This is a genomic window from Acidimangrovimonas sediminis (genome assembly GCF_002871005.1).
In the GTDB taxonomy this organism is placed as follows: domain Bacteria; phylum Pseudomonadota; class Alphaproteobacteria; order Rhodobacterales; family Rhodobacteraceae; genus Acidimangrovimonas; species Acidimangrovimonas sediminis.
In genome coordinates this window covers 88796-112887 of sequence record NZ_PHSN01000013.1, presented here as the reverse complement: position 1 = coordinate 112887, position 24092 = coordinate 88796, and the positions used below count along the sequence as shown (strand labels likewise).

Sequence of the window (24092 nt, the reverse complement as noted above, 5' to 3'; positions counted from 1 at the left end):
GCCTGCCGCACCGGCGCATCATTAGGAGCCCCCTTGGCCAACCGAACCCGCCCCTTCGCCGCCTTCGAATGGATGATCGCCTGGCGCTACCTGCGCGCGCGCCGCGCCGAGGGTGGCGTCAGCACGATGACCTGGATCAGCCTGATCGGCATCACGCTGGCCGTCTTTGCCCTGGTCGCCACGCTGGCCGTGCGCTCGGGCTACCGCGCGCAATTCGTTGACACGATCCTTGGCGCCAATGCCCATGTCGCCGTCTACCCGGTGACGGAAGAGGGCCAGAACGGCCAGCTGGTGCGCGAGATCAAGGATTACGACGCCATGGCCGACCGTATCGCCAAGGTGCCCGGCGTGACCTCGGCCTCGCCGCTGATCTATGGCGAGGTGATGGCCTCGGCCAACGGGCGCAACGCGGGGGTTCAGGTCTACGGGATCACCCTCCAGGATCTGAAGAAGGTCCCCCTGATCGCCCACCCGAAGAAGGAGATGGGCAGCCTTGCCGATTTCGGGCAAGGCATCGCGCTGGGGTCCGGCGTGGCCGAGCAGCTGGGCGTCGTGCCGGGCGACACGGTCAAGATCATCTCGCCCGAGGGGGCCAAGACGCCCTTTGGCGTGACGCCCCGGGTGAACGCCTACAAGGTGGTCTACGTCTTCACCGCCGGGCGCTACGACATCGACAAGGCCCGGATCTACATGCCGTTCAAGGCGGCGCAGGATTTCTTCAACCGTGACGGCGTGGCCGACCAGGTGGAGGTGATGCTCAAGAAGCCCGAGCAGGTCGACGCGATGAAGGCGCCGATCCTGAAGGCGGCGGGCGGCAACGTGATGCTGTGGACCTGGAAGGACAGCTCGGGCGCCTTTCTCAAGGCGCTGACGGTCGAGGACAACGTGATGTTCGTGATCCTGTCGATCCTCGTGCTGATCGCCTCGATGAACATCGTTTCGGGGCTGATCATGCTGGTCAAGAACAAGGGGCGCGACATCGGCATCCTGCGCACCATGGGGCTGTCCGAGGGATCGGTGCTGCGGGTGTTCTTCATCTGCGGGGCCTCGACGGGGATCGCGGGAACGCTGCTTGGCGTGGTCCTCGGCTGCCTGTTCGCGATCTACATCGACCCGATCTTCTCGCTGGTGAACTATATTGCCGGGGGCGGCGTCTGGAACCCCGAGATCTACGGCCTCTACCAGCTGCCCGCGAAACTGGAATGGCAGGACGTGGTCAAGGCGGCGTCGCTATCGCTGATCCTGTCCTTCGTGATCACCATCTTCCCGGCCCGGCGCGCGGCCCGGATGAACCCGGTGGAGGCCCTGCGCTATGAGTGAATCGAACGGGGCCGCCCCGGTGCTGGAGCTCGACGGGATCGAGAAAACCTACAACAAGGGCAAGCCGGGCGAGGTGGCCGTGCTGCGCGGCGCTTCCTTGACCCTGCGGCGCGGCGAGGTGGTGGCGATGGTCGCGCCTTCGGGCGCGGGCAAATCGACGCTTCTGCACATCGCGGGGCTTCTGGACACGCCCGACACGGGCGGCCTTCGGATTCTGGGCGAGGATATGACGAAGCTGGGCGACCGCGGGCGCACCGCGGTCCGGCGCGGCGAGGTGGGGTTCATCTATCAGTTCCACCACCTGCTGCCGGAGTTTACCGCGCAGGAGAACATCGTCCTGCCGCAGCTTGCCAACGGTGCGAAGCGGGCCGAGGCCGATGCGCGTGCGATCGAGCTTCTGGGCACCGTGGGGGTGGCGCATCGCGCGTCGCACCGTCCGGCGGAACTGTCGGGGGGCGAGCAGCAGCGGGTGGCCTTCTGCCGGGCGCTGGCGAACGCGCCGGGGCTTCTGCTGGCGGACGAACCCACGGGCAACCTCGACCCCGCGACCTCGGACCAGGTGTTCGAAGCGCTGATGACGCTGGTGCGCGGCACCGGCCTTGCCGCCCTGATCGCGACGCACAACATGGAGCTGGCCGCGCGGATGGACCGCGTTGTGCGGTTGGAGGAGGGGCGGATCCTCGACTGAGGCCGCGCCCCCGTTGACGCCACACCCCTTGATGCCTCTCCCGTAGGGTGCGTTTCAACGCACCCTGCCGCGTGCCCGTCCCCGTGCCGCGCACCCGTCATCGTGTCGGTCGCCGGGGGGCTGAAGGGTCGGGCGGCTCAGCCCTTGCCCCAGCCACCGCCCCCGGGGGTCAGCATCTCGAAGGACGCGCCGGCGGGAAGCGCGCGTTCGTCGTTGCCCTGCAACGTCTCGCGCGTGCCGTCGGGCCAGATCACCCGGTTCTCGCCCACCTTGCCCGGCGCGCCGCCGGCCACGCCGAAGGGCGGCACGATGCGGTGTGAACACAGCGTCGTCACCGTGACTGGTTCCAGGAAGGTCAGCACCCGCTCGACCCCGTCGCCGCCACGATGCGCCCCCGCACCACCCGATCCCTTGCGGATCGCGAAGCGGTCGAGCCGCACCGGGAAGCGCTTTTCAAGGATCTCGGGGTCGGTCATGCGGGTGTTGGTCATGTGACTTTGCACCGCGTCGCAGCCATCGAAATCGGGGCCCGCGCCGGTGCCGCCGGCGATCGTCTCGTAGTTCTGGAAACTGTCGTTGCCCCAGACGAAATTGTTCATCGTGGCCTGGCTGCCCGCGATCACCCCCAGCGCGCCGTAGAGCGCGTTGCAGGCAGCCTGGCTGACCTCGGTATTGCCGGCGATCACGGCCGCGCCGGGGCGGGGGTTCAGCATCGTCCCCTCGGGCACCACGATGTCGAGCGGTTTCAGGCAACCCTCGTTCAGCGGGATCTCCTTGCCCACCAGGGTGCGGAAGACATAGAGCACGACCGCCCGCGTCACCGCCGCCGGGGCATTGTAATTGCCCGGGTGCTGATCGGAAGTGCCGGTGAAGTCGATCACCGCGCGCCCCGCCGCCCGGTCCACCCGGACCGCCACCTTGATCACCGTGCCGATGTCCATCGGATAGGTGAATTCGCCGTCCTTCAGCCGGCCGATGACGGCGCGGACCGAGGCCTCGGCATTGTCCTGCACGTGGCCCATGTAGGCGGTGACCACCTCGGCGCCGTAGGTCTCGACCACCTTCAGAAGCTCGCGCCGGCCGGTCTCGTTCGCGGCCACCTGGGCCTTGAGGTCGGCAAGGTTCTGGGTCGGGTTGCGGCAAGGGTAGGGGCCGGACAGCAGAAGCTCCCGCGCGGCCTCTTCGCGGAACCGGCCCTCGGACACCAGGCGGAAGTTGTCGATCACCACGCCCTCTTCCTCGATCCGCGTCGAGTCGGGCGGGGAGGAGCCGGGCGTCCGCCCGCCGATATCGGCATGGTGCCCGCGCGAGCCGAGCCAGAAGGCGATGTCGGCGCCGATGAAGACCGGGGTGACGACTGTCACGTCGGGCAGGTGGGTGCCGCCGTTGTAGGGCGCGTTGAGCATGAAGGCATCGCCCGGCGCGATCCGCCCGGCATTCTCGCGCATCACGGTACGGATGGAATCGGACATCGACCCCAGGTGCACCGGCACATGCGGTGCGTTGGCGACCAGATCGCCCCGCGTGTCGAAGATCGCGCAGGAGAAATCGAGCCGCTCCTTGATGTTCACCGACCACGAGGTATTGGCGAGCGTGGCGCCCATCTGGTCGGCCACCGACATGAAGAGGTTGCCCATGACCTCGAGCAGCACCGGATCCGCCCTTGTTCCGGCCGCTTCGGCGTGCCGGGCGGCCTCGGTCCGTTCGAGGATCAGGTTGCCGCGGGTGTCGAGATGCACCGTCCAGCCGGGTTCGACGACGTTGGTCCCGGTCGGTTCGGTGATGATCGCGGGGCCGGTGAGGGTGGCGCCGGCGCCGAGGCCCGCGCGGTCGTAGAGCGGCACCTCGCGCCAGTCGCCGCCCATGTAGACGCGGAGCGTGTCGACGGGAGAGGGCGCGGGGGCCTCGGGGGCGGTGACGTCGGGCACCTCGCCCGCGCGGCCAATCGCCTCGACCGCGACAAGGTCGTAATAGAGTGCGCGCTCGGGCGAGGTGAAGCCGAAGCGCGCGCGGTGGATCTCCTCGAAATCGGCCTGCATGCGGTCGGGGGAGCCGTGGGGCACCTCGAGCGTCTGGTGCGAGCCCTCGTAGCGCAGATGCGCCATGGCCTCGGTGCGGATCTCCTCCTCCGGGACGCCCTGGGCCGCGACCTCGGCGCGGGCCTCCTCGGCCAGGGCCGCGATCGCGGCCGCCGCCTCGTCGTCGGAGGCGAGCGGTGCGTCGAGCTGGGTTTCGCGCAGGGCGCGGATCTCGGCCAGGCCCATGCCATAGGCCGACAGGACGCCGGCGAAGGGATGGACGAAGACCCGCCGCATCCCCAACGCATCGGCCACGAGGCAGGCATGCTGACCGCCCGCGCCGCCGAAACATTGCAGCGTGTAGCCGGTGACGTCATGGCCGCGCTGCACGCTGATCTTCTTGATCGCGTTGGCCATGTTGTCGACCGCCACGCGCAGGAAGCCCTCGGCCAGCGCCTCGGGCGCCTGGGCGTCTTCGCCGGTCGCCTCGGCAATCTCGCGCGAGAGGGCGGCGAAGCCCTCGCGCACCGTCCCGGCGTCGAGCGGCTGGTCGCCCCCGGGGCCGAAGACCGCGGGGAAATGCGCGGGCGACAGTTTGCCCAGCATGACGTTGCAATCGGTCACCGTCAGCGGCCCGCCGCGGCGATAGGCGGCCGGGCCCGGGTTGGCGCCGGCGCTGTCGGGCCCGACCTGGGTGCGCCCGTCGCGAAAGGCGCAGACCGAGCCGCCGCCCGCCGCGACCGTGTGGATGTCCATCATCGGCGCGCGCATCCGCACGCCCGCGACCTCGGTCTCGAAGCTGCGCTCGTAGGCGCCGGCGTAATGGCTCACGTCGGTCGAAGTGCCACCCATGTCGAAGCCGATCAACCGGTCGAACCCCGCGGCCTTGGCGGTCTTGACCATGCCGACGATGCCGCCCGCCGGCCCCGACAGGATCGCATCCTTGCCCTGGAACCGGCGCGCATCGGTCAGCCCGCCGTTCGATTGCATGAACAGAAGCCGCCCGGTGGCCTGCCCGACCTCCAGCGCCTCGGCCACCTGCGCGACGTAGCGCCCGAGGATCGGCGAGAGATAGGCATCGACCACAGTCGTGTCGCCGCGCCCCACCAGCTTGACCAGGCGCGAAACCTCGTGGCTGGCCGAGACCTGGGTGAAGCCTTCCTCGCGCGCGATTTCGGCCACCCGGGCCTCGTGGCCGGGCGAGAGATAGGCGTGCAGGAAGGCGATCGCGACGGCGCGGAGCCCCCTGCCATGCGCCGCCCGGAGCGCGCGGCGCGCGGCCGCCTCGTCAAGCGGGGCGATCTCGGCGCCCTCGGCGTCCAGCCGGCCGGCAATCTCGGCCACATCCTCGTAGAGCAGGTCCGGCCGCCGGATGTCGAGATCGAAGAGCCGGGGCCGCGCCTGATAGCCGATGCGCAGGAGATCGCCGAAGCCTTCGGTGATCAGCAGGAGCACCCGCTCGCCCTTGCGTTCCAGAAGCGCGTTGGTGGCGACGGTGGTGCCCATCTTGACCGCACCGATCGCCCCCTCGGCAAGCGCGTCGTCGGGGCCGAGCTGCATCAACTCACGCACGCCCTGCACCGCGGCGTCGCGGTAGCGCTCGGGGTTCTCGGAGAGGAGCTTGTGGGTCAGCAGCGTACCGTCCGGACGGCGCGCCACCACATCGGTGAAGGTGCCGCCCCGGTCGATCCAGAAATCCCACTTTGCCGTCATCGCATCTCTCCTTGCCATCCCCTGAGGTCCGGCATGGGGGACGGAATGTCAACGGCGCGCAGGTGGGGACGGCCTGCCGCGGGGGGCACACCCCCGCACCCACCGCATCCGCGGGGATTTCACACCCCCGCACCCCCGTGGGATATTTCCGCTCAGAAGAAAGGCAGGCCGGGGGGGATCGGTTCGGCAGGTGGGCGGGGAGGGCCCGAGCTTGGGGGAGCTTCGCCTTCCGTCCCGGCGAAGTTCTTGAAAGGCGACGTCGCCATCGGGGGCGCGGATTGGGGCGCGCCGGTTGGGGGGCGCCGAGAGTGGCGGAAAAAAGAAGACCCGGGCCGAAGCCCGGGCCAAGTCCAACAGGGAGGATGCCGTGTATAACCCCACACGGCAGGGGAACCTTTCGGGCGGCGAAACAATCGCCCTCCCGATTATATATAGTCGCCAATTCGGGCAAGAATAGGGCGTGTCAGGCGACCAGCCGATATCCGCCGCTCTCGGTGACCAGCAGGCGCGCGTTCGAGGGATCGGGCTCGATCTTCTGGCGCAGGCGATAAATGTGGGTTTCCAGCGTGTGGGTGGTGACGCCAGCGTTGTAGCCCCAGACCTCGTGCAGCAGCACGTCGCGCGGCACCACACCCTCGGTCGCGCGATAGAGGAACTTGAGGATGTTCGTCTCTTTCTCGGTGAGACGGATCTTCTTGTCCTTCTCGTCGACCAGCATCTTCTGCGCCGGGCGGAAGGTATACGGCCCGAGCTGGAACACCGCGTCTTCGGATTGTTCGTGCTGGCGCAGCTGGGCGCGGATCCGGGCGAGCAGGACCGGGAACTTGAACGGTTTCGACACGTAATCGTTGGCGCCCGCGTCGAGGCCGAGGATGGTGTCGGCGTCGGTATCATGTCCGGTCAGCATCAGGATCGGGCATTTCACGCCCTGCTTGCGCATCCGGCGGCACAGCTCGCGCCCGTCGGTGTCGGGCAGGCCGACGTCGAGGATGACGAGGTCGTAATGCCCGGCCTTCACCTGGTCGGTGGCGTCGTGGCCGTTGGCCGCTTCGAACACGTCGAAGTCCTCGGTCATCACAAGCTGCTCGCTCAGCGCTTCGCGCAGGTCGTCGTCGTCATCGACGAGCAGGATTTTCTTGAGGTTTCCCATCGTCTTGTCCTCGTTCTGTCCGCTTGGGTCGCAGAACAGATGCGTGAGGGAACGCCGCCCGACAAGATTTGGCTCCGCCGTCTCACGCGGACGTGTCGCCTGCGCGGCAAATGTTTCAATTTCCGGCGTCGCGACCTAGATAAGGTTACAGCCTATCGAACCGACCCCAGCATGAGCCTGCCAGCATGAGCCTGCGCCCCACCATCGTCGAACAACTTGCCCGCGCCCGGGCCGATCTGCGCCTTGGCGTGCCGGTGGTGCTGACCCGGGAGGGCGCGGCGGTGGTCGCCGTGGCGGCCGAGACGCTGGATGCGGGGCGGCTGGCGCAGCTTCGGGTGATGGGGGGCGACCTTGTCCTTGCGGTCACGGCGCGGCGGGCCGAGACGCTGAAGGCGCGTGCCTATGACGGCGACCTGGCGCGCATCCTCGTGCCGCCTGACACCGGGCTTTCGTGGATCCGCGCGGTGGCCGACCCGGCCGACGACCTGAGCCGGCCGATGAAGGGCCCGCTCATGACCCGGCGCGAGGGCGAGGCGGACCTGCATCGCGCGGCCGTCACGCTGGCGAAATCGGCGCAGCTGTTGCCGGCGGCGGTGGTGCTGCCGGTGGCCGACGGCCCGGCACTGGCGGCGCGCGACGAGCTGACGCTGATCCCGATCGAGGCCGCGGCGGCGGAGTTGTTCCGCGCCTCACCGCTGCATCCCGTCGTCTCGGCGCGGCTGCCAATGCAGGCGGCGCAGGCGGGGCGGGTGCACATCTTCCGCCCCGAGGATGGCGGCGAGGAGCATTACGCGATCGAGATCGGGCGCCCGGACCGCGAGGCGCCGGTACTCGTGCGGTTGCATTCGGCCTGTTTCACCGGCGATGTCCTGGGGTCGCTGAAATGCGATTGCGGTCCGCAGCTGCGGGCGGCGCTGGCCCAGATGGGGACCGAGGGCGCGGGGGTTCTGCTTTACCTGAACCAGGAGGGGCGGGGAATCGGGCTGGCCAACAAGATGCGGGCCTATTCGCTGCAGGATCAGGGGTTCGACACGGTGGAGGCCAATCACCGACTGGGGTTCGAGGATGACGAGCGCGATTTCCGCATCGGGGCCGCCATCCTGAAGGAGATGGGCGTGGGCCGGATCCGGCTGATGACCAACAATCCGCGCAAGGTGCGGATGATGGAGCAGACCGGGATCGCGGTGGCCGAGCGGGTGCCGCTCCAGGTGGGGCACACGCCGGAGAACGCGGCCTACCTTGCGACCAAGGCGGCGAAGTCGGGCCACATCCTGTGAGTTGGCCGGTGCTCCCGCCGATCGAGGTGACGCCCTGGGGCGCGCGCTATCTCGGGCGGCGGCTGCCCTGCGCGATCGGCCGCGGCGGGCTGACCGGCGACAAGCGCGAGGGCGATGGGGCCACGCCGCGGGGCCGGCACCACATCGTCGGCATGCTGTACCGCCCCGACCGGATCGCCGCGGCGGCGCTGCCGGCCTGGGCGGAGCCGATCGGGCCCGGGGATCTGTGGTCGGACGATCCGGACGACCTGGCCTACAACACCCTTGTCCGGGCGCCCTATCGGCCCAGCCACGAGGCGCTGCGAAGGCCGGATCCGCTTTATGACCTGATCCTCGTGACTGACTGGAACTATCCTTTTGCCCGGGCCGGCCGGGGCTCCGCGATCTTCGCGCATCGCTGGCGCAAGCCCCGGCATCCCACGGCGGGCTGCGTCGCCTTCGCGCCGCAGGATCTGCTCTGGCTCGCCCGCAGCATCGCGCCCGGAACGCCGCTGGAGGTTCGGGGCTGAGCGGTCGGCCTTCCGTGCGCGGGGGGCAGGCTGCGGCGTCCCGCGCGCAACCTCAGGCGACCCGGCTGGCCTTGCGCGTGCCGAGGGGGGCCTTGGCCGTGGCACTCAACCGCCGCCGCACGAGGCGCGACAGCCGTTCCAGAGGCTCGGCCCCAAGGCCAGTGTCGTAGCCGCGCACCTGTTCCTCGATCCCTTCGACTGCGCGGGCGAGCGCCGGGTCGTGGGCCGTACGCGCGATACCGCCCAGGAAGTTGGCAAGGTAGGCGCGGGTTGGTCCATCGGGTTCCTGCGCCAGCATTTCGGCGGCAAGTTGCAGGTCGTCGCGGAGCGCGATCGGATCGGGTTCGATCACGGCGTCGTCGACCGGCACGAGCGGGGCGCCGGTCACCCCCTCGGGCAGGTGGCGCAGGATCACCGACTGGAAGGCGGCGAGGGAGGACAGGGGTTTCTCGATGAAGCCGTCGGCGCCGGCGGAAAGCGCCGCGGGGCCGCGCGTCGCCTCGCCGCTGATGGCGAGGACGGCATGCGGGCGCATCGGCCCGTGTGAGAGACTGGCGATCAGCCCGGTTCCGGGGCCGTCGGGCAGGCCGAGGTCGACGATGAGTACATCGGGGCGGTAGGTGCGCAGGTGGCGCCAGGCGGCGGCCAGGCAATCGGCCCGCCTGAGCCGGGCGCCCGAGCGCAGGCACATCAGGCGCAACGCCTCGGAGGCGAAGCGACTATCCTCGACCAGAAGGATGGTCAGTCCCTGCAGCGGCCGTTCAGGCGTCGCTGCAGGGCGCGGCGGCATCAGGTCCTTCGGACCTGTCGGCGGTGTGTCGGGCATTTCGGCCTCCTGTTCCTGGCACGTCGGGTGGCGCCGCAACCCCCGTGCCGCGTTTCCGGCCCGGGGCTGGCCGGTCGTTCACGGTCCGGCCGAGTCGCAGGAAACTCCATCAGACCTAACGACTCGTTAAGCGGCACCACTTTGACGCGATTTCCTGCCCGACGCCCCGCTGCGCCGCGGGAAGGCGTCGCGATGCTTGCGTGTGGGGCCCGGGCGCGGGATAACCTGTCGCCAGACCCGTCTGATCCGGAGGAGCCTTGCATGATCGGCCGCCTGAACCATGTCGCGATCGCCGTCCCCGACCTTGACGCCGCCGCGGCGCAGTACCGCGACACGCTGGGCGCCAAGGTCGGCGCGCCGCAGGATGAGCCCGACCACGGCGTCACCGTCGTCTTCATCGAACTGCCGAACACCAAGATCGAGCTGCTCTACCCGCTGGGGGAGGGGTCGCCGATCGCGGGCTTTCTGGAAAAGAACCCCTCTGGCGGGATCCACCACATGTGTTTCGAGGTCGACGACATACTTGCCGCGCGTGACCGGCTGAAGGCCGAGGGGGCGCGGGTGCTGGGCACGGGTGACCCGAAGATCGGTGCGCATGGAAAGCCGGTGCTTTTCCTGCACCCGAAGGATTTCAACGGTTGCCTGATCGAGCTTGAGCAGGTCTGACCCGGGCCCGCGCGCCGGCCGCCCGTTCCGGTCCACAGGGTTTGCACGAGGACCGAGGGGCAGGGCTGAGAGGGAGGACAGGGAATGGACATCGCCTCGGCCCTGCTGATCCTGGTGTTGATCTGGGTTCTGGTCTTCCTCGTCGCCATCCAGATCCGTCCGCAGGCCTCGGGCGAGGTCACGCAGGAGGAGGCGGGCGAGGTGGTGCCGGGCACGCCGGCCTCGGCCCCGACCCGGGTGCGGTTCGGGCGCAGGTTGCGGATCACGACGCTGGTCGCGCTGATCCTCTGGGCAGGGGTGATGTGGGTCGTCACCTCGGGCGCGATCACGTTCGAGGATCTCGATATCGTCAGACGTTTCGGGCCGGGCGCAGGCCGCTGAGACGGTGGAAGAGGTGGGTGAAGGTGGCGGCCCCCAGGATCGGCACCAGCAGGTTCAGCACCGGCACTGTCAGCGGCAGCGCCATCAGCACGCCCGCGGCCCAGATCTCCACCCCGTGGCGGCGGCGCAGCGCCGTGGCGCCCTTGCGGCCCACCCGGCGCATCGCCGCCATCTGGAAATATTCCCGCCCGAGCAGGTATCCGTTCACCGCCCAGAACAGCACCGGTGCCAGCGGCCCGAGCAGAAGCCCCAGCGTCAGCGCGACTGCGTTCACCAGCACCAGCACGACAAAGAAGCGCAGCGCATCGCCCAGCATCTCGGACCAGGGCAGCGCCGGGGCCGGGGGCAGTGCGGGGTAATGCACGTCCTCGACCGCCTCGGCGACCTGGTCGAGGAAGAGGCCGGAGAAGGCGGAGGCCACGGGGACCATCAGGAAGACCGAGGCGACCATCATCAGGACGCCCGCTGCCAGCGACAGCGCGAAATCGGGGTGCAGCGTCCAGCCGACCCAGGGCAGGGTGATCGAGCCGGGCACGAACAGCGCGATCAGCCAGACGAACCCGCCATAGACCGCGATGAGAAGAAGGACCGTCAGCCCCAGCCCGAGCCAGAGCACGCGCTGGAACCGCGGATCGCCCATCTGGCCGACAGCCAGCAGGAAATCGCCCAGGATCATTCGCTGATCCAGCGCACGGCGCGGGCGAGGTCGGGGCGCGGCCGGTCGGGGGGCGTGGCGCTTTCGGTGCCGATATGGACGAGGCCCGCGACGAATTCATGCGGGGCGAGGCCGAACCCCTCCTCGACGAAATCCCGGTCGTGCGAGACCCAGCGGGTGAGCCATTGCGCCCCCCACCCGGCGGCCAGCGCGGCGTTCAGGAGCGCGGTGCAGACCGCACCGGCCGACAGGACCTGCTCGATCTCGGGCACTTTCTCGGACGGGGCGGGCGAGGCGATCACGGCGACGCAAAGCGGAGTGTGGGCGAACATGTCGACGCCCTTGGCGATCTTGTCGGCATCAAGGCCGAGCGCGGTGCCGCGGGCTTCCGCGAGTGCTGCGAGACGGGTCAGGGCCTTGCCCTCCAGCACTTCGATTCGCCACGGCTCGATCTTGCCGTGGTCGGGGCTGCGCAGCGCGGCGGTGAGGATCGGCGTCAGCTCCTCATGCGTGGGGGCAGGGGCGTGGAGCGTCTGGAACGGGCGCGAGCGGCGGCTGAGCAGGAAGTCGAGGGCGGCCTGGTTCGGGGTCGGCATGTCTGTCCTTTCGCGGGTGTGCGGGATCGATCTGGGGTCTCGGGGCGGGGCTTCAAGGGATTGCGGCAGGGGGCGGGTGCAGGCGGGCCCTGGCGGACGGGGGATCCGGCGGAGCGTGCCGGGGGCACGCAAGCCGATGCTTCGGGGGGCGCTGCCCCCGCCGCCTCCGCCCGAAGATCGGGCGGAGGCGGCTCCCCCGGGATATTTCCGCTCAGAAGAAGGCAAGGGTCACCGCGGGATGTCGAAGCCGGGCGGGGCCAGTTCGAACCCTTCGAAGCGGAAGCCGGGACTGACGGTGCAGCCGACCAGTGTCCAGTCGCCGGTGGTGCGGGCGGCCTGCCAGTGCTGGGTGGGGACGATGCCCTGAGGCATCTGTCCCGCGGCGAGATCGGTGCCGAGGGTGAGGTCGGTCGCGGGGCCCTCGGCGGTGGCGGCGGTCGACAGGATCAGCGGCGCGCCGGCGTGGAAGTGCCAGATCTCGGTTGCGTCGACCCGATGCCAGTGGCTGGGGCGGCCGCCGGCCAGCAGGAACAGGATCGCGGTCCCTGTGGGGCGGGGCGCATCCAGCGGGCCGGCATCTCCGCCGCTTTCGGCCAGGTCGGCGCGCCAGGTTTCGCGGTACCAGCCGCCTTCGGGGTGGGGGGCGAGGTTCAGCCGGGCGACGATCTCCTCTGCGGTCATGTGCTGGCCTTTCATGCTCGGTTCGGGCGATTGCCGGTTTTGCGGGCATCCGGGGCCGCCTTCCGCCGTGCGACCTGCCGGTTTGAGGCAGATCATGGTGAGCCGTGCCGGGCTTCGCAAGGTGAACGGACCCGATACGTGCAAAGGAATCGCCATGAAACTCTCCGCTCGCGAAGTCCAAGTGATCCGAGACAATTTCCGTGCGGTGCAGGACCGGATCGTTCCTGCCTCGCTGGAATTCTACGAGGCGCTGTTCCGCCGCCGTCCGGATCTGCGCCCGATGTTCCGGGAGGATCTGACCGGGCAGGGGATGAAGTTCATGTCGACGCTTGAGGCGGTGGTCGACAGCCTGGAAAGCCCCGAGGCGATCGCCGACCGGATGGAGGAGCTGGGTCATTCCCATGCGGCGCTGGGGGTGAAGGCCGAGCATTTCGTGCCGATGGGCGAGGCGCTGATCGAGACCTTGCGGAAGTACGTGGGCGAGGGCTGGACCGCGGAGGCCGACGCGGCCTGGCGCAAGGCTTATGACGAGGTGGCGGGCAGGATGTTGGCGGGCAAGGGCTAAGGGCCCCTAGCCGAAGAGCGCCCGGGCGAGTGACGGGAAATCGCCGGCCACGGCGTCCCAGTCGGCAGTGGGGGCGAGGTCGGTCGTCTGGCCGGGCCCGTGTTCCGTGGGGCGGGCGACGAAGGCGGTCTTCAGCCCCTCGGCGCGGGCGGCGGCGAGGTCGCCGTTGTGGGCCGCGACCATCATCACGTCGGACGGTGGCAGGCGAAGCGCGGCACAGGCGGCGCGGTAGACGCCGGGCCGGGGCTTGTAATCGCGCGCGAGATCGGCGCCAAGGATGCAATCCCACGGCAGGCCGGCATGGCGGGCGAGGCGGGCCATCAGGGCGATGGAGCCGTTCGAGCAGGGTGCGAGAAGGGCATGGGGTTTCATCGCGTTCAGGCCGGGCACGGTGTCGGGCCAGGGATCCAGTTTCTCCCAGGCACGGTTGAGGAGTTGCGGATCGGACGGGGTGACGCCAAAGGCCGCGGCGGTGCGGGCGAGGTTCTCGAGGTGCAGGTCATCGAGCGGGACATAACCGCGCCCGCCCTCGCGGATCCGTGCCATGGCCGGATCGTATTCCGCGCGCCAGGCGGTGGCGAAGGCGGTGGCGTCAACGTCGGGCAGGTGGCGGGCCACTTCGCGCGCGACGGAGCCGCGCCAGTCGACGCAGGTGCCGAAGACATCGAAGATCAGGGCCTGGACCATGGGGGAGAGGATGGGGCGGGGTGGCGCGAAGGGCAAGGGGGCGCGCGAGGCGAGCCGGGGTATGCCTGTCTGTGGGGTGGGGCGGCCCGACGTCTAGGCCTGGCGCTTCATGTGGGGCCGGGTGGCGTGCTGCCAGCGGTGCGCGCGGGGCCCGAAGCGCCGGCCACGATGAACGGGCAGGCCCTCGCCCGGCGGTCGTCAGGCGACCGCGCATTTTCTGGATGCAGGAGTGAGAGGGGGAAGGCCTGGGCCCGTGTGCATGTCACTCTTGTGGGAGGGCCCCGAAGAAAACGGCCCGCTGCGCGAAGGCAGCGGGCCGGTCATGTCACCTTGCGGGACGGCTTATTTCAGGATCGAACGCCCGGCGAATTCGGCGGTCGGCCCCAGCGCCTCTTCGATGCGGATCAGCTGGTTGTACTTCGCCAGCCGGTCCGAGCGCGCCAGCGAGCCGGTCTTGATCTGGCCGCAGTTGGTGGCCACCGCGAGATCGGCGATGGTGCTGTCCTCGGTCTCGCCCGAGCGGTGGCTCATCACGCTGGTATAGGTCGCGCGGTCGGCCATGCGCACGGCGTCCAACGTCTCGGTCAGGGTGCCGATCTGGTTGACCTTGACCAGCAGCGAGTTGGCGCAGCCCGCCTCGATCCCGCGCTTCAGGCGGGTCGGGTTGGTCACGAACAGGTCGTCGCCCACCAGCTGCACCTTGGAGCCCAGAACCTCGGTCTGGTGCTTCCAGCCGTCCCAGTCATCCTCGGCGCAGCCGTCCTCGATCGAGATGATCGGGTAATCGGCGCAGAGCTTGGCCAGGTAGTCGGTGTGTTCCTCGGTGGTGAAGGTCTTGCCTTCGCCCGCCATGACGTACTTGCCGTCCTTGAAGTATTCGGTCGAGGCGCAGTCGAGCGCGAGGTATATGTCCTCACCCGGCTTGTAGCCCGCCTTCTCGATCGACTTGAGGATGAAATCCAGCGCGTCGCGGGTGGAGTTCAGCATGGGGGCAAAGCCGCCCTCGTCGCCGATGCCCGTGGACATGCCGGCGGCCGAGAGTTCCTTTTTCAGCGTGTGGAACACCTCGGAACCCCAGCGCACGGCCTCGCGGATGTTGCCCGCGCCGACCGGCATGATCATGAATTCCTGGATGTCGATCGGGTTGTCGGCATGCTCACCGCCGTTGATGATATTCATCATCGGCACCGGCAGGACCCGCGCGCCCACGCCGCCGATGTAGCGGTAAAGCTGCTGGTCGTAGAGCTGCGCGCCGGCCTTGGCGACGGCCAGCGACACGCCGAGGATGGCGTTGGCGCCGAGGCGGCCCTTGTTCGGCGTGCCGTCCAGTTCGCACATCAGCTTGTCGATGGTGATCTGCTCGTCGGCGTCGTAGCCCACGATTTCCTCGGCGATCTCGCCGTTCACGGCGGCGACGGCGTCCAGCACGCCCTTGCCGAGATAGCGCGACTTGTCGCCGTCGCGACGTTCATGCGCCTCGTGCGCGCCGGTCGAGGCGCCCGAGGGCACCGCGGCGCGACCCATCTCGCCGTCCTCGAGGTAGACGTCGACCTCGACGGTCGGGTTGCCGCGGCTGTCGAGGATCTCTCGGGCGGTGATGTCGATGATGGTGCTCATGGCGTTCTCCTCCGGGGGGTCTGCCGATTGGAAAGGCTTCGGGTCAGGCGGGCGTGGTCTCGACGATCTCGAAATCGTGGGTCAGGGTGGCGGTCGCGGCCATCATCGCCGAGGCCGAACAGTATTTCTCGATCGACAGCTGGATCGCGCGTTCCACCTTCTCGGGCTTCAACGCATGTCCCTTGACGATGAAATGCATGTGGATGCGGGTGTAGACCTTGGGTTCGGTCTCGGCACGGTCGGCGTCGAGCTCGACGATCACGTCCTCGACCTGCTCGCGGCCCTTTTCCAGGATCATCACGACGTCAAAGGCGGAGCAGCCGCCGGTGCCCAGAAGCAGAAGCTCCATCGGAGAGGGGCCGGGCTTGGCGCTGTCGCCGTGGGCGCCGCCGAAGGCGATGGAATGGCCGCTTTCGGCGGTCCCGATGAAGGTGCGGTCCTGAACCCATGTGACGCGGGCTTTCATGACAGGTGCCTCCCTGATTGTGCGCCTCCGGGATATGCCGCGTCGCAGCGGATGACAATGGGCAAGACGCGGGAAAACCGGGGCTTCCGCGGCCGGCAGGGATGATCCAGGTCAAGGAACGGGGCGCCCGGGTGTGAAAGGTTGAACCCGCGTGACAGGGGAGAATGCCATGAAGACGCTGCTTGCCATCCTGCCGGTTCTTGCCGCCGCCGCCTGCGCGATGCAGGGGCCACAGCCCGAGGCGGGACGGGCGCTTTACTCCGATCTCTGCGCCAGTTGCCACGGCGTGGACGGCCGCGGCGACGGGCCGATGGCGGCCCAACTGAAGGTGAAGCCGGCCAACCTGACGACATTGAGCGCGCGCCACGGGGGCACTTTCCCGCGCGTCTACGTGATGTCGATGATCGACGGCTACAACCGGGCCAAGGGGCATGGCGGGATGATGCCCGTGTTCGACCCGCTGCTGCAGGGGCCGACGGTCCTGATCGACACCGGAGACGGGGTCGAGACGCCGACGCCCGCGCGGCTGGTGGATCTGGCCGACTATATCCAGACGTTGCAGTCGAAGGGGTGAGGGGGCGTCCGTTTCGCCACTTTCCCGCCGCCCGGGCGACCAGCCCGGGCCGCGCCAGGCCCTCCCCATGGCAGGGCGCATGACAACATCGTCACGAGTTCAATCGTCGAGGGTGTGTGGCGCGATAAAGTGAAAACCGCGAGCGGGGTAACCGCGCCCACCAAAGGTCGGGCGCTGTCCTCTCCGCTCTCCCTAGCGCGATAGGCGCTTACCCCGCGGCCTTCACCGCCTCTTCGTGCATCAGGCCGAGGATCCGGCGTTTCAGCCCCATGAAGGCCTCCGACGTCAGGGCCTCCATGGTGCGGGGGCGGGGGATATCGACGGGGAGGGATTCCTTGAACCGCCCGGGGCGTGCGCTCATCACGTGGACCACGTCGCCGAGAAAGATTGCCTCGTCGATGTCGTGGGTGATGAAGAGCACGGTCTTGCGGTGCTTCTGCCAGATGTCCAGCAGCAGTTCCTGCATCAGTTGCCGGGTTTGGCTGTCGAGCGCGCCGAAGGGCTCGTCCATCAGAAGGATCTTCGGATCGTTCGCCAGCGCGCGCGCCAGTGCCACCCGTTGGCGCATCCCGCCCGACAGTTCCTTCGGGTAGGAGGCCGCGAATTGCGCAAGCCCCACCGAGTCGAGCAGGTCGTCGGCAATCCGCCCGGCCTCCTTCGCGCCCAGCCCCTTGAGCTTCGGCCCGAACATCACGTTGTCGCGCACGGTGAGCCAGGGGAACAGGGTATAGCTCTGGAACACCATGCCGCGCTCGGCCGATGGCCCCTCGATCGGCTGGCCGTCAAGCAGCATGGTGCCCGAGGTCTGTTCCTGCAGACCCGCGACGAGGCGCAGGAGGGTGGACTTGCCGCAGCCCGAGGGGCCGACGATCACCGAGAACTGGTTGTCCTCGACGGTGAGCGAGACATTGTCGAGCGCCAGCACGGCGGGCTTGCGTTTCGGGGTGAAGCGGACGGTGAGGTCTGTCAGTTCCAGCATCTCGCGCCTTTCAGAAATCGGCCGACCACGGCAGAAGCCAGCGGCGCAGGAGCTTGAAGATCGTGTCGGTCAGCAGCCCGAGGATGCCGATGGTGAAGACGCCGAGCAGGATCACGTCGGTGAAAAGCCCGCGCATGGCGTTCAGGATCATGTAGCCGAGGCCTGAGTTCGCGGCGACCAGCTCTGCCACCACGAGGTAGGTCCAGGCCCAGCCCATGGTGACGCGCAGGTTGTCCATCACGCCGGGCATGCAGGCGGGCAGAAGTACGCGCCACACCACCTGCCGGCGAGTCGCGCCAAGGGTGTACGAGCAGTCGATCAGATCCTTCGATACCCGCGACGAGACGTCCGAGATCAGGATCAGCTGCTGGAAGAAGGTGCCGAGGAAGATCACCATGATCTTCTGCTCGATGCCGATCCCGATCCACAGGATCAGAAGCGGGATCAGTGCCGAGACGGGGATGTATCGCATGAAGCCGGTGATCGGCTCCACCACCGCCTCGATCGCCTTGAAGCTGCCCATCAGGATGCCCAGCGGCACGGCAAGGATCGAGGCGAAGAGAAAGCCGAGCAGGATCACCGTGAGGCTTGCCCGCGTGTTTTCCCACAGCGAGCCGTCGAGGATCCGCTCCCACCCCGCGGCGAGAACTTCGCCCGGCGTGGCAAGGAAATCCGACCGCACGAGGCCGCCGTAGGACAGAAGGCACCAGAGCGCCAGGATCACCGCGACCGAGGCGATGCCGAGGCCGGAATAGACCGGCTTCGGGATATCGACCTTGGGGGCGAGGAGGGAACGTGTCGCCATGGTGCCTTCCAAGCGCTCAGTTGACGACCGAATAGTCGACCATCTTGGCCGGATCGACCTTCTGGTCGAACTGGCCGGTCTCCTTGCCGATGGTCACGGCCTGCTCGATCGTGCCGATCATCGCGCCGGGCTTGTCCGCCGTGCCGATGAACGAGGCGTTCTTGTCAGCCCCGAAATAGGTCACGCCCGACAGGGTCTCGGCAAAGACGTCGGGCTTCGACAGCCAGCCGCCCACGCCCTTGGCCATGATCGCATTGGCCTTTTCCGGGTTCGCCTTCTGCCAGGCGACGGCCTTGGCCCAGGCCTTGTAGAGTTTCTTGATGTCGGCCTGGTGCGCCTTGGCATAGGCGTCGGTCGTCGTCGCGATGTCGACGATCAGCCCGGGCGCCTTGGAGCTGTCGATCAGCAGGTGGCCGTGGTCGGTCTCCTTGCCGCGGGTCAGCCAGGGCTCCCACGTCACGGCGGCCTGCACGCGGCCGGCGACGAAGGCCGCGCCCGCGTCGCCCGCGGTCATGTTCACGGCGTCGACGTCGGACAGCTTCATCCCTTCCTTGTGCAGCAGCGCGCCGAGGAAGAACTGCGATACCGACCCTTCGGCAAAGGCCACCTTCTTGCCCTTCAGATCCTTGATCGTCTTGATGTCCTTGTCGGCCACGATGCCGTCGCCGCCGGTGCTTTCATCCAGCGCGAAGAGATAGGTCAGCGGGTGCTTGGGCGAATAGAAGTTCAGCACGGTGTCGATTGTGGTCACCGCCATGTCGATCCGACCGGCGATCATCGCGGGCATGCGGGTCTTGGGGTCTTCCATCTTCACGAGGTCGACGCTCAGCCCCTCGTCCTTGAAGAAGCCCTGGTCCTGCGCGATGTAGAGCGGGCCATAGCCGACCCAGGTGCTCAGCCCGATCGAGATCTTGTCCTCGGCATGCGCGGCGCCCGCCGCAGCCACGAAGACCGCCGCGGCGGCGGTCCGGGCCAGGCCTTTGAGGGCGAGACCCTTCCAGAAACGTTCCATCGAAATCTCCCTTGTTGGTATGCGAACGGTTTTCCGTTCTTGTGTCCCGAGTCGTAAGCAGCGACGCCACCCGAAGGCAATCCATTTCGACTTGGCATTGGGCATCTGCCCTGAAAGCGGGCAGTCCTGCGGGGATTTCGGGCGGTACGGGGCGCGCCGCTCGCGCGCAAGGTGCCCGGAGCCGGCTGTGTCGTAGTGCACACAGGGCCTGCGCGCCCGGGGCGCTTGCCAATCCCCGGGCGGTGGGGACAGATCCGGGCCGGCCGGCCCCTCTCGGGCCAGCCTGTCATCGACGAAGGAAAGGGACTGTCTCATGGCGCTGAAACTGAACGTCATCACCGGATCGACGCGGCCTGGGCGTGTCGGCCCCAAGGTCGCGAAATGGGTGGCCGACGCCGCGGCCGACCATGGCCTGTTCGAGGTCGTGACCGTCGACCTGCACGATTTCGCTCTGCCGCTTCTGGACGAGGCCGCGCATCCGCGGATGCAGAAATACGAGCACGATCACACCAAGCGCTGGAGCGCGACCATCGCGGCCGCCGACGCCTTCGTCTTCGTCACGCCGGAATACGATTACTTTCCGCCGGCTTCGCTGGTGAACGCGGTGCAGGTGCTGTCGGTCGAGTGGGGCTACAAGCCCGCGGGCGTGGTCAGCTACGGCGGCATCTCGGGCGGTCTGCGGTCGAGCGAGGCGCTGCGGTCGCTTCTGGGTGTCGTCAACATGCACGCGATCCCGCAGACGGTGCCGGTGCCGATGGTGGCGCAGTTCATGGGCGAGGATGGAACCTTCGCCCCGAACGAGCCGATGACCCAGGGGCTGGCCGGCATGCTCGACGAGCTGCACAAGTGGGCCGGGCCGCTGCATACGCTGCGCAATCCCGGCTGACGCAACAGGGCGGGGGGCGCTGCCCCCCTGCACCCCCCGGGATATTTCCGCTCAGAAGAAGAGGGCGGCCGAACAGGCGGCCCTGCGCTTCCGTCTCCGGTCCGCCTATTCGCCGCGGGGGAAGCGCTTGTTCTCCTCGAGAACGTTGAGGTCCATGTGGTTGCGCATGTAGCGCTCCGAGGCGAGCTTGAGCGGCTGGAAGTCCCACGGGAAATAATCGCCGTTGCGGAGCGCCTCGTAGACCACCCAGCGGCGGGCCTGGCTTTCGCGCACCTCGGCATCATAGGCGGCAAGGTCCCAGCGGTCACGGGCCTCGGCGCGGAAGCCCGCGAGGGTTTCCGCGCAATCGGGATCTGCGGCGCGGTTCACGGTTTCCAGCGGATCGGCCTCGAGGTCGAAGAGCTGTTCGGGGTCGAGCGCGCAGGCGGTGTATTTCCAGCGCCCCGCGCGCAGGCAGACGAGCGGCGCCTGACTGCCCTCGGCCGCGTATTCGATCGCGACGGGCGCGGTGCGCGGGGTGCCCCTGGCCAGCGGCAGGAGGCTTTCGCCGTCGGTCCAGGGCATCACCTCCTGCATCGAGATCCCGGCGAGGTCGCAGAGCGTGGGCGTGGTGTCGATGGTGGAGACGGGTGTGTCGATGCGCTGCGGCGTGAGCCCCGGGGCCGCGATCATCAGGGGCACGCGGGCAGATCCTTCGTAGAAGCTCATCTTGAACCACAGGCCCTTGGCGCCCAGCATGTCGCCGTGATCCGAGACGAAGACGATCACCGCCTCCTGCCGGGTGCGTTCCAGCGTGTCGAGGATCTCGCCCACCTTGTCGTCGAGATAGGAGATGTTGGCGAAATAGGCCTGGCGCGAGCGGCGGACGTTGTCTTCGGTGATGTCGAACTTTGTGTAGTCGTTCGCATCCATCAGGCGGCGCGAATGCGGGTCGAGCTCTTCATAGGGCAGGGCCGGGTCGGCGGGGGCGAGGTGGTCGCAATCCTCGTAGAGATCCCAGTACTTGCGGCGCGCGACATAGGGGTCGTGCGGGTGGGTGAAGCTGACGGTCAGGCACCAGGGCCGGGCGTCCTGGCCGCGCGACAGGTCATAGATCTTCTGCACCGCGTTGAAGGCGACCTCGTCGTCGTATTCCATCTGGTTGGTGATCTCGGCCACGCCCGCGCCGGTGACCGAGCCGAGGTTGTGGTACCACCAGTCGATCCGCTCGCCGGGCTTGCGGTAATCCGGGGTCCAGCCGAAATCGGCGGGGTAGATGTCGGTGGTCAGGCGTTCCTCGAAGCCGTGGAGCTGGTCGGGGCCCACGAAATGCATCTTGCCCGAGAGCGTGGTCTGGTATCCTGCGCGGCGCAGGTGGTGGGCGAAGGTCGGGATGTCGGAGGTGAACTCGGCCGCGTTGTCGTAGACCCGGGTGCGGCGCGGAAGCTGACCCGACATGAACGAGGCCCGCCCCGGCGCGCAGAGCGGCGAGCCGGTATAGGTGTTGGCGAAGCGCACCGAGCGTTCGGCCAGCGCCTTGAGGTTCGGGGCATGGAGCCAGTCGGCCGGGCCGTCGGGAAAGAGCGTCCCGTTCAGCTGGTCCACCATGAGGATCAGGATGTTGGGGCGGTCGGTCATCGGGGGCTCCTGTCGGTGTCCGGCGCCGGGTGCGGGCGCCGCGTTTCTTGTGGGCGGATTCGGGCGCAGGCTGGCCCGGCGCCGGGGTGCGCGCTGTTCCAGTGGCGACCACTTCCGCCATGGAACGCCATCGGGCGCGGCATTCGGAGGCTTGGCGCGGGCCAGTGCCGGGGGATGCGTATTTGGGGAACAATGAAAGGGCAAGGGTTGACTCTTGCCGGCCGCGCGGATGGCTTTGCCGCGATTTGAACAGGAGGGTGACCGGAATGGACACGATGACGGAGTTTCCCCGCGAGGTTGTCGAGACGCCCGACATGGGGATCGTGCTGGCCGATGGCACGCGGCTGTCGGCGCGGGTCTGGATGCCGGAGGATGCGGGCGGGGACCCGGTGCCGGCGGTGCTGGAATTCCTGCCGTATCGCAAGCGCGACGGGACGGTGGCGCGCGATGCGCTGACCCATCCCTATTTCGCGGGCCATGGCTACGCCTGCCTGCGCGTCGACATGCGCGGCAATGGCGACAGCGAAGGGCTGATGGAGGACGAGTACACCGCGCAGGAGCTGTCGGATGCCTGCGAGGTGATCGCCTGGATCGCGGCGCAGCCCTGGTGCACGGGGCGCGTGGGGATGATGGGGATCTCGTGGGGCGGGTTCAACTCGCTCCAGGTGGCGGCGCTGAAGCCCGAGGCGCTGAAGGCGATCATCACGCTGTGCTCGACCGCCGATCGCTACAACGACGACATCCACTACAAAGGCGGCTGCCTGTTGAACGAGAACCTCGGGTGGGGGGCGACGATGTGGGCCTATTCGTCGCGGCCGCCGGATCCGGCACTGCGCCCCGACGACTGGCGCGAACTGTGGATCAAGCGACTGGAGGCGGAGCCCTTCCTGCCCGCGACATGGCTGCGCCACCAGGGGCGCGACGATTACTGGCGCCACGGATCTGTCTGCGAGGATTTCGGGGCGATCGAGGCCGCGGTGCTGGCGGTCGGCGGCTGGGGCGACAGCTACAAGAACACGCCCGATGCGCTGGTGTCGAACCTGAGCGCGCCGGCCAAGGCGATCATCGGGCCCTGGGTGCACAAGTATCCGCATTTCGCGGTGCCCGAGCCGCGCATCGGGTTCCTGCAGGAGGCGCTGCGCTGGTGGGATCACTGGCTCAAGGACGCGGACACCGGGGTCGAGGACGATCCGGCGATGCGGTGCTACCTGATGGACGGGGTGCGTCCCGCCGCGTGGTACGAACATCGCCCCGGCCGCTGGATCGCCGATCAGGAATGGCCCGCGCCGGGAATCCGGGACGAGGTGCTGCACCTGACCGGGGCAGGAGGGCTGGACCCCGACAAGGGCGCGCGGTTCGCGCGGCCCGTGGCGTCGCCGCAGACCTGCGGGGCCGACGGCGGCGAATATTGCGCGATCTGGCTGGGGCCCGAGATGCCCGGCGACCAGCGCCGGGACGACGCGCTGTCGGTCTGTTTCGACAGCGCGCCGGCGGAGGCCGACATGGACATCGTCGGTGCGCCGAAGGTCACCCTGCGGCTGACGCCGGACAAGCCTCTTGCGCAGCTGGCGGTCAGGCTCAACCACGTCCATCCCGATGGCGCCTCGACCCGGATTACCTATGGCGTGCTGAACCTCGCGCGGCCCGGAGATCAGGAGGCGGTGGTGCCGCTCGCCCCGGGCGAGGAGATCGAGGTCGAGGTGACCCTCGACCAGATCGCCTACCGGCTGCCCGCCGGGCACAAGCTGCGGGTCGCGGTCTCCTCGGCCTACTGGCCGCTGATCTGGCCGGTGCCCGAAGCCGCCACGCTCATCCTGCACGAGGGCACGCTCGGGCTGCCGCTTCGGCCGGGGGCGAATGGGGACGAGTGGGTGTTTGCCCCGCCTCAGGGGGCCCCGGCGCAGGAGACCCGGGTGATCCGCCCCGAGGCCCATGTCCGCCGGTCCGAAACCGACCAGTGGACCGGCTGCACCACGCTGGTGATCGAGGACGATTTCGGGCTGGCCGAGAACCTGGACCACGGGCTGATCTCGGGCGGGGTGGCGCGGGAATGGTGGCAGATCCGCCCCGATGACCCGCTTTCCGCCCGCGGCCGCACCCACTGGACCGAGGAGCTGGGGCGCGGCGACTGGAAGGTGCGCACCGAAACCCATGCCGAGATGTGGTCGGATGCGCAGAACTTCTACCTGACGGCGCGGATCGAGGCCTGGGAGGGGGATGACCTTGTCTGGCTTCGCGAGCATTCCGAGGAGATCCCCCGCGACGGAACCTGAACGGGCCGTATCCGGGCGCGCCTGGGCGAGGGGCGCGCCCGGGGTGGGGGTGCCCTTCGGGGGCGCGACCGGAGCGCGCCCGGCGGGATTTTCCTGTACAGCTGTGGACATAGCGGGGCGCGGCACCGATA

23 protein-coding genes are annotated in these 24092 nt (G+C 68.6%); 10 read left to right on the top strand and 13 right to left on the bottom strand.

The genetic code is table 11. The features are described from left to right. The first annotated feature begins 33 nt into the window (after positions 1–33). Positions 34–1320 (top strand): lipoprotein-releasing ABC transporter permease subunit, encoded by a 1287-nt coding sequence (locus tag CVV76_RS12945; RefSeq protein WP_199178596.1) that lies wholly within the window; start codon positions 34–36, stop codon positions 1318–1320. Next, entirely contained in the window at positions 1313–2008 is a 696-nt protein-coding gene (locus CVV76_RS12940) for an ABC transporter ATP-binding protein (protein WP_102225079.1), read from the top strand. Before CVV76_RS12945 ends, CVV76_RS12940 begins: the two co-directional genes overlap by 8 nt. 137 nt (positions 2009–2145) lie before the next feature. On the opposite strand, the gene CVV76_RS12935 is transcribed toward CVV76_RS12940, so the two are convergent. Then, a complete protein-coding gene (locus CVV76_RS12935) occupies positions 2146–5739 on the bottom strand; it encodes a hydantoinase B/oxoprolinase family protein (protein WP_102225078.1) in 3594 nt (1197 codons plus the stop codon). A gap of 463 nt (positions 5740–6202) precedes the next feature. Beyond that, positions 6203–6889: a response regulator transcription factor gene (locus CVV76_RS12930; protein ID WP_102225077.1), complete on the bottom strand. Its 687-nt coding sequence runs from the start codon at positions 6887–6889 to the stop codon at positions 6203–6205. 185 nt (positions 6890–7074) lie between these two features. Between CVV76_RS12930 and ribA the strand changes: the two genes are divergently transcribed. Both ribA and CVV76_RS12920 read left to right on the top strand, forming a co-directional pair. After that, positions 7075–8166: a GTP cyclohydrolase II gene (gene ribA / locus CVV76_RS12925; RefSeq protein ID WP_102225076.1), complete on the top strand. Its 1092-nt coding sequence runs from the start codon at positions 7075–7077 to the stop codon at positions 8164–8166. An 8-nt stretch (positions 8167–8174) separates the two neighbouring features. Then, positions 8175–8675 carry a L,D-transpeptidase family protein gene (locus CVV76_RS12920; RefSeq protein ID WP_233192854.1) on the top strand — a complete coding sequence of 167 codons (501 nt, stop codon included), beginning with the start codon at positions 8175–8177 and terminating at the stop codon, positions 8673–8675. A gap of 52 nt (positions 8676–8727) precedes the next feature. Here CVV76_RS12920 and CVV76_RS12915 read toward each other — a convergent pair whose 3' ends face one another. Then, entirely contained in the window at positions 8728–9501 is a 774-nt protein-coding gene (locus CVV76_RS12915) for a response regulator (protein WP_102225075.1), read from the bottom strand. Between the two features lie 261 nt (positions 9502–9762). Between CVV76_RS12915 and mce the strand changes: the two genes are divergently transcribed. Next, the gene (gene mce / locus CVV76_RS12910) at positions 9763–10167 is read left to right on the top strand and encodes a methylmalonyl-CoA epimerase (RefSeq protein WP_102225074.1); all 405 of its coding nucleotides are present in this window, start codon (positions 9763–9765) and stop codon (positions 10165–10167) included. A gap of 84 nt (positions 10168–10251) precedes the next feature. Continuing rightward, on the top strand, positions 10252–10548 hold the full coding sequence (locus CVV76_RS12905) for a DUF1467 family protein (RefSeq protein ID WP_102225073.1): 297 nt from the start codon (positions 10252–10254) through the stop codon (positions 10546–10548). On the opposite strand, the gene CVV76_RS12900 is transcribed toward CVV76_RS12905, so the two are convergent. From CVV76_RS12900 to CVV76_RS12890, 3 genes are all read right to left on the bottom strand, one after another. Next, positions 10517–11224 (bottom strand): EI24 domain-containing protein, encoded by a 708-nt coding sequence (locus CVV76_RS12900; protein ID WP_102225072.1) that lies wholly within the window; start codon positions 11222–11224, stop codon positions 10517–10519. The two genes, CVV76_RS12905 and CVV76_RS12900, sit on opposite strands and share 32 nt — an antisense overlap. Further along, positions 11221–11799, bottom strand: coding sequence for a nitroreductase family protein (locus tag CVV76_RS12895; RefSeq protein ID WP_102225071.1), 579 nt, complete (start codon positions 11797–11799; stop codon positions 11221–11223). Before CVV76_RS12895 ends, CVV76_RS12900 begins: the two co-directional genes overlap by 4 nt. Before the next feature lie 228 nt (positions 11800–12027). Next, positions 12028–12480 carry a cupin domain-containing protein gene (locus CVV76_RS12890; protein ID WP_102225070.1) on the bottom strand — a complete coding sequence of 151 codons (453 nt, stop codon included), beginning with the start codon at positions 12478–12480 and terminating at the stop codon, positions 12028–12030. 154 nt (positions 12481–12634) lie between these two features. Between CVV76_RS12890 and CVV76_RS12885 the strand changes: the two genes are divergently transcribed. Continuing rightward, entirely contained in the window at positions 12635–13045 is a 411-nt protein-coding gene (locus CVV76_RS12885; protein WP_158243150.1) for a globin domain-containing protein, read from the top strand. Between the two features lie 6 nt (positions 13046–13051). Here CVV76_RS12885 and CVV76_RS12880 read toward each other — a convergent pair whose 3' ends face one another. The 3 genes from CVV76_RS12880 to CVV76_RS12870 form a co-directional block, all read right to left on the bottom strand. Next, positions 13052–13732, bottom strand: coding sequence for a haloacid dehalogenase type II (locus tag CVV76_RS12880; RefSeq protein ID WP_102225196.1), 681 nt, complete (start codon positions 13730–13732; stop codon positions 13052–13054). 342 nt (positions 13733–14074) lie between these two features. Continuing rightward, positions 14075–15349, bottom strand: coding sequence for a phosphopyruvate hydratase (eno, locus tag CVV76_RS12875; protein ID WP_102225068.1), 1275 nt, complete (start codon positions 15347–15349; stop codon positions 14075–14077). 43 nt (positions 15350–15392) lie between these two features. Further along, positions 15393–15815: an OsmC family protein gene (locus CVV76_RS12870; protein WP_102225067.1), complete on the bottom strand. Its 423-nt coding sequence runs from the start codon at positions 15813–15815 to the stop codon at positions 15393–15395. A gap of 169 nt (positions 15816–15984) precedes the next feature. On the opposite strand from CVV76_RS12870, the gene CVV76_RS12865 reads away from it, so the two are divergent. Beyond that, positions 15985–16389, top strand: coding sequence for a c-type cytochrome (locus tag CVV76_RS12865; RefSeq protein WP_102225066.1), 405 nt, complete (start codon positions 15985–15987; stop codon positions 16387–16389). Positions 16390–16597: 208 nt separating this feature from the next. On the opposite strand, the gene CVV76_RS12860 is transcribed toward CVV76_RS12865, so the two are convergent. The 3 genes from CVV76_RS12860 to CVV76_RS12850 are packed head-to-tail and all read right to left on the bottom strand — an operon-like array spanning position 16598 to position 19185. Further along, positions 16598–17368 (bottom strand): ABC transporter ATP-binding protein, encoded by a 771-nt coding sequence (locus CVV76_RS12860; RefSeq protein ID WP_102225065.1) that lies wholly within the window; start codon positions 17366–17368, stop codon positions 16598–16600. Between the two features lie 10 nt (positions 17369–17378). After that, positions 17379–18173, bottom strand: a complete 795-nt coding sequence (locus CVV76_RS12855; RefSeq protein WP_102225064.1) for an ABC transporter permease — start codon at positions 18171–18173, stop codon at positions 17379–17381. A gap of 16 nt (positions 18174–18189) precedes the next feature. Continuing rightward, positions 18190–19185, bottom strand: coding sequence for an ABC transporter substrate-binding protein (locus CVV76_RS12850; RefSeq protein ID WP_102225063.1), 996 nt, complete (start codon positions 19183–19185; stop codon positions 18190–18192). A 313-nt stretch (positions 19186–19498) separates the two neighbouring features. On the opposite strand from CVV76_RS12850, the gene CVV76_RS12845 reads away from it, so the two are divergent. Next, on the top strand, positions 19499–20071 hold the full coding sequence (locus CVV76_RS12845; protein WP_102225062.1) for an NADPH-dependent FMN reductase: 573 nt from the start codon (positions 19499–19501) through the stop codon (positions 20069–20071). A gap of 105 nt (positions 20072–20176) precedes the next feature. Here the strand turns inward: CVV76_RS12845 and betC are convergent, their stop codons facing one another. Then, positions 20177–21688: a choline-sulfatase gene (gene betC, locus CVV76_RS12840; protein WP_102225061.1), complete on the bottom strand. Its 1512-nt coding sequence runs from the start codon at positions 21686–21688 to the stop codon at positions 20177–20179. A gap of 266 nt (positions 21689–21954) precedes the next feature. Between betC and CVV76_RS12835 the strand changes: the two genes are divergently transcribed. Then, the gene (locus tag CVV76_RS12835; RefSeq protein ID WP_102225060.1) at positions 21955–23961 is read left to right on the top strand and encodes a CocE/NonD family hydrolase; all 2007 of its coding nucleotides are present in this window, start codon (positions 21955–21957) and stop codon (positions 23959–23961) included. Positions 23962–24092: the final 131 nt, after the last annotated feature.